This is a genomic window from Mesorhizobium sp. M2C.T.Ca.TU.002.02.1.1 (assembly GCF_003997225.1).
Genome location: NZ_RZTO01000503.1, coordinates 1 through 4675, shown reverse-complemented (window position 1 = coordinate 4675; position 4675 = coordinate 1). Strand labels below are relative to the sequence as shown.

Genomic DNA, 4675 nt, shown 5'->3' with positions numbered 1-4675 from the left:
GATGACATATATAATTGATTTATAACAGCTATTTTACACCACCGATGCTATCTGGATTTTTGATCCACGAACATGCTCCAACCCTCGCATGCAAGGGGCTTGCGCCATTGCTCAAACTTGTCATAACGTCATTGCTCTTGCCGCGGCTTTTGTGGAGGATGCCGATGTCGCTTGCCTGGATCTCGAAGCTGGCTCTCGCAGCGGGGCTCGTCGCGCTGCCCGCGACCGGCTGGGCGCAATCGGTCAACATCTCCTACCTGACCCACTGGTCGCCGGAGACGGTGGCCTTGCTCGAAGCGGCGGCGAAGGATTTTTCCACCACTCATCCGGATGTCGCCATCACCGTGCGCGCGGTCCCCTTCGGCGACCTGCTGACCACGCTGCGCTCGCAGGGCGGCTCCTCCGACGGCCCGACGATCGGCGGCATCTACGACCTGTGGCTGCCGGAACTGGCCAGGGACAAGCTCGTCGCCCCTGCTCCCGACGCTGTTGCCAGCGAGGTGAGGAAAGCCTGGCCGGCGGGCGTCGTCAGCGCCGCCTCCGTCGGCGGCGCGCTTTACGGCATCCCGAACGAGATCGACGTCTATGCGCTGAACTACAACAAGGAACTGTTCAAGGAAGCGGGCATCGCCGCGCCTCCGAAAACATGGGCCGAATTCAAGGATGCCGCGGCCAAGCTGACCAACAAGGACAAGGGCCAGCAGGGCTTCGGCATGATCAACTCATGGGCGGCGGGCGTGGTGCATCCCTTCGCCTCGCTGCTCGTCTCCAATGGTGGCAACCTGGTCAAGGATGGCAAGCCGGCGCTGGACAGTCCCCAGGCCGGCGAGACCTTCGCGCTCTATGAAGACTTGATAAAGTCCGGCGCGAGCAATCCGGCGATGGCGACGGCCGACGCCAACACCACCGGTCCGTTCCTCGACAATTTCGTCTCCGGCAAGACCGGCATGATCATCATGGCGAACTGGTGGGAAAGCGCGCTCAAGGCCGGCATGGGCGACAAGTTCACAAACATCGCCACAGCGCCGATCCCGGTAGGCCCGGGCGGCGACAAACCGCATTCGATCTCCTATTCCTGGATGACCGTCGTCAACGCCAAGGCCGGCGAGGCCGAGCAGAAGGCGGCCTGGGAGTTCCTGGCCTGGCTGAACAGCCCGAAATCGGGCAAGAACGGCGCCTCGGCCATGTCCGACATATTGATGTCGATGGGCATCCTGCCGTCTCGCACTTCCGACATCGAGGCGCATAAGGACAAGCTCGGTTCCGAATTCCTGTCCGGCTATGTCGGCGTGCTTGCCGATGCGCGGCCATTTCCGGTCGTGCTCGGCGGCCAGGAATTCTCGGAATCCCTGCAGCAGACGCTCGAGGCGTTGCAGTATGGCCAGGTCTCGGCCAAGGATGCGCAGGCGAACGCTCAGGCCGACGCCACGTCGATCCTGGAGCGTGCCGCCAAATAGTTCGGGTCCCTGACCGGAAGCAGGTGAATGGCCAAAGCTTTCCGTGCCTCGGCGGGCATCATGCTTGCGCCCGCCGTGACATTGATCGGCGTGTTCGTGCTTGTGCCGATGCTGCTCACCGTCTGGCTGTCCTTCCAGGACTGGTCGACGCAGACGCCCTTTTCCGAGGCGAGCTTCGTCGGCCTCGGCAATTTCCACGAGATCTTCGGCCCGACCTCGGTCGGCCGCGACTTCAAGACCGCGCTCCTCAACACGGCGATCTACACCGCGCTGTCGGTCGTCCTCATCCTGCCGCTGTCGGTCGTCTTCGGCCTGCTGGTCTATCAGCGCCAGGTCGCCGGCGGCACGGCGCTGCGCACGGTGCTGTTCTCCACCTACATGGTGCCGATGATCGCCGTCGCCCTGGTCTGGTCGAAGCTCTATGCGCCAAGCGAAGGCCCGCTCAACCAGTTGCTCGGCCTGGTCGGCATCGGCCCGCAACCCTGGCTCTCCTCGCCGCGCTCGGCGCTGGTCTCGATCGTGTTCCTCAATGTCTGGCAGCAGGTCGGCTATTTCACCGTGCTCGCCATCGCCGGGCTGACGCAGATCCCAGGCAGCCTCTATGAGGCGGCAACGCTCGACGGCGCCAATGGCCGGGAGCAGTTCCGCTTCATCACCCTGCCGCTGCTTCGCCGCACGCTTCTGTTCAGCGCCGTCATCGCCATCATCAACGCCGTGCAGGTGTTCGAGCCGGTCGCGTTGATCACGCAAGGCGGACCGGTCGGCTCGACCAATGTGCTCACCTACCATATCCGCCGCGTCGGCATCGAACGCGCGCAAGGCGGGCTGGGCTCGGCCATGGCGGTGATGTTGATGATCTCGCTGATCGTCTGCGTTTCGGCGCTGTTTGCCTTCGTCAACCGCAAGGACAGCGAATGAGCGCGGCAACCCGATCGCCCGCCCGCAAGCGCCCTTCAGGGCGCAAGGCGCTGCTTGCGACCGCAATGCTGCTGGTCGCCGTCGCCTCCGCCTTCCCGCTCGCCTGGATGGTGCTCTCCAGCCTGAAGACGCCGGCTGAGACCATGCAGGTGCCGCCGGTCTGGATCCCGCGCACGCCGACGCTCGATGCCTATGAAAAGGTCGCTGGCGTCATCAATGTCGGACGCTCGATGTGGAACTCGCTTGTCATCGCCTCGATCACCACGGCGGGCATCCTGATCACCAGCATGATGGCCGGCTACGCCTTCGCCAAATATTCCTTCCCCGGCCGCTCGCTGCTCTTCTCGGTACTGATCGCCACCATGTTCCTGCCGCCGATCGTGACGCTGATCCCGCTCTACCGCATGGTCGGCTCGATCGGGCTGAACGCCAGTCTCGCCGGCATCATCGTGCCCAACCTCGCCAACGCTTTCGGCATCTTCCTGATGCGCCAGTTCATCGCCGGCGTGCCCGACGACCTCATCGACGCCGCGCGCATGGACGGCGCCTCCGAGCTGCTCATCCTCTACAAGATCGTGGCGCCGAGCGTGGCGCCGGCGATCGCTGCGCTGGCTCTGTTCGCCTTCGTCTATCACTGGAACAGCTATCTCTGGCCGCTCACCGTTTTGCAGGGCAATGCCGACGCCTATCCGATCGTGATCAGCCTCAGCCGGCTGCTCAGCTACAATCGCGGCGCCGTCAACACCGGCCTTGTGATGGCCGGCGCCACGCTCGCCGTCCTGCCGCCGCTCGTGCTCTTCGTCTTCCTGCAGCGCTTCTTCGTCGATTCGATCGTGGGATCCGCGATCAAGGGATAATGCTGCGTAGGCGATCGGCGTGAATGCAGGCTTCACGACCTGACGCCGCGCAGGTAATGCAGGCCGAGCCAGTTGAGCGGGCCGCCTTCCATGCGTTCGAACCCGATTGACGCCAGCTGTTCGCGGAGGTGGTGCAGGTCGAATTGGCCGTGTAGACCATGCTTTGCCGACATGTGTCCGCGCTCGCCCACCGGTCCGGCATAGTCGATCAGCAGCAGCCGTCCGCCTGGGGGCAGAACGCGCGCGGCCTCGCTCAGGCAAAAGCCGCGCCTTGCCTCGGGCACCATATGCAGCACCGTCGTGAACGTGACGACATCGAAGCGACCGTCCTCGAACGGCAAATTGACCGCGTCAGCATGATGAAACGGAATTTCGACGTCGGCCCGACTCGCCTTGCGGCGAGCGGCGGCGAGCATCTTTTCGGAGACGTCGACGCCGACAACCGATCCGCCTGGCTGAACGCGGCGCCAGGCGGCAATCGCCTGGGTGCCGGTGCCGCATCCGACGTCCAGTAACTGGAAGCCCGGCGCAAGGCCGGCCAGATCGAGCAGCGCCTCACGATAGGCCCTGTCACGCCCACGGGTCAGCATAAGGACCAGCAGGTCATAGAGGCGCGGAAAGCTGATGCCCTTGTTGGCCCCGGGGCCGACTGCTGCCCCGGCGGCACGTGTTTCGCTTCGCAAATGGTGCATGTTCGTCACGTCCTTTCTTAGCGGCGCGGGGCCGGCCAATGCCGGCATTGCGATTGCGGCTGGCACTGTTTCGAAACGGATCGTATGATAATGGACAGCTTGTTCGGGATTTCGACGGACGAAGCGGATGGAACGTTCGTTACCGGACAATCCGGGCCCCGCTATCCCGGAAAAGTCGCCCCCTCCATGCGAACGGCAAGAAAGCGAACCCATGTCACGGGACATCGACCGGCGGGCCGCCCGCACCCGCAAAGCCCTTCACCAGGCGCTGCTGACCCTGATGCTGCGCAAGGGCTACGAGGCCCTTTCAGTGCAGGACATCATCGACGAAGCCGATGTCGGCCGCTCGACATTCTATGCGCACTACACCGGCAAGGAGGACTTGCTGCGCAGCGGCTTCCGGATGCTTCGGGAAGAACTTGAGGAGGCGCAATCGACAGCACGCGCTGGAGCCGAAGCATCGCACGACGATCCGCTAGGCTTCAGCACGGCCATGTTCGAACATGCGGCCCGATATGCCGATCATTACCGCACGATGATCGGCGGTCGGGGCGGCGCCGTGACGGAAAACGAAATTCGTCTGATCCTGTCGGAAATGGTGCGGCGGGAGTTGCCCCCCACCCTCTACGGCGACGCCATCCCGCGCGACTTCGTCGTGCAATTCATCGTCGGCGCCTTCCTCACGGCGCTGAACTGGTGGTTCGAACGAAAGTCTCGACTGCCTCCGCCTCAGGTCGACGCCATGTTCAGG

Annotated in this window: 5 protein-coding genes; 4 read left to right on the top strand and 1 reads right to left on the bottom strand. The window is 63.8% G+C overall.

All coding sequences use genetic code 11. The annotated features are described in order from the left end of the window. Nucleotides 1-164 precede the first annotated feature (164 nt). Genes EOD07_RS23435 through EOD07_RS23425 form a run of 3 tightly spaced genes read left to right on the top strand, consistent with a single transcriptional unit; the run spans nt 165 to nt 3232 of the window. The gene (locus tag EOD07_RS23435) at nt 165-1457 is read left to right on the top strand and encodes an extracellular solute-binding protein (RefSeq protein WP_127237144.1); all 1293 of its coding nucleotides are present in this window, start codon (nt 165-167) and stop codon (nt 1455-1457) included. A 27-nt stretch (nt 1458-1484) separates the two neighbouring features. Next, nucleotides 1485-2375 (top strand): sugar ABC transporter permease, encoded by an 891-nt coding sequence (locus EOD07_RS23430; protein WP_127237143.1) that lies wholly within the window; start codon nt 1485-1487, stop codon nt 2373-2375. Further along, nucleotides 2372-3232 (top strand): carbohydrate ABC transporter permease, encoded by an 861-nt coding sequence (locus tag EOD07_RS23425; protein ID WP_127237142.1) that lies wholly within the window; start codon nt 2372-2374, stop codon nt 3230-3232. The genes EOD07_RS23430 and EOD07_RS23425 overlap by 4 nt, the downstream gene beginning before the upstream one ends. A gap of 32 nt (nt 3233-3264) precedes the next feature. On the opposite strand, the gene EOD07_RS23420 is transcribed toward EOD07_RS23425, so the two are convergent. Continuing rightward, nucleotides 3265-4074, bottom strand: coding sequence for a methyltransferase domain-containing protein (locus tag EOD07_RS23420; RefSeq protein WP_164772459.1), 810 nt, complete (start codon nt 4072-4074; stop codon nt 3265-3267). Here EOD07_RS23420 and EOD07_RS23415 point away from each other — a divergent pair. Next, nucleotides 4052-4675 (top strand): TetR/AcrR family transcriptional regulator (locus EOD07_RS23415; RefSeq protein WP_281059081.1); only part of this gene is annotated, 624 nt, incomplete at its 3' end. The two genes, EOD07_RS23420 and EOD07_RS23415, sit on opposite strands and share 23 nt — an antisense overlap.

Coding starts and splice junctions, on each gene's coding strand:
- EOD07_RS23435 (WP_127237144.1), top strand. CDS start 165: ATGTCGCTTGCCTGGATCTCGAAGCTGGCTCTCGCAGCGGGGCTCGTC.
- EOD07_RS23425 (WP_127237142.1), top strand. CDS start 2,372: ATGAGCGCGGCAACCCGATCGCCCGCCCGCAAGCGCCCTTCAGGGCGC.
- EOD07_RS23430 (WP_127237143.1), top strand. CDS start 1,485: ATGGCCAAAGCTTTCCGTGCCTCGGCGGGCATCATGCTTGCGCCCGCC.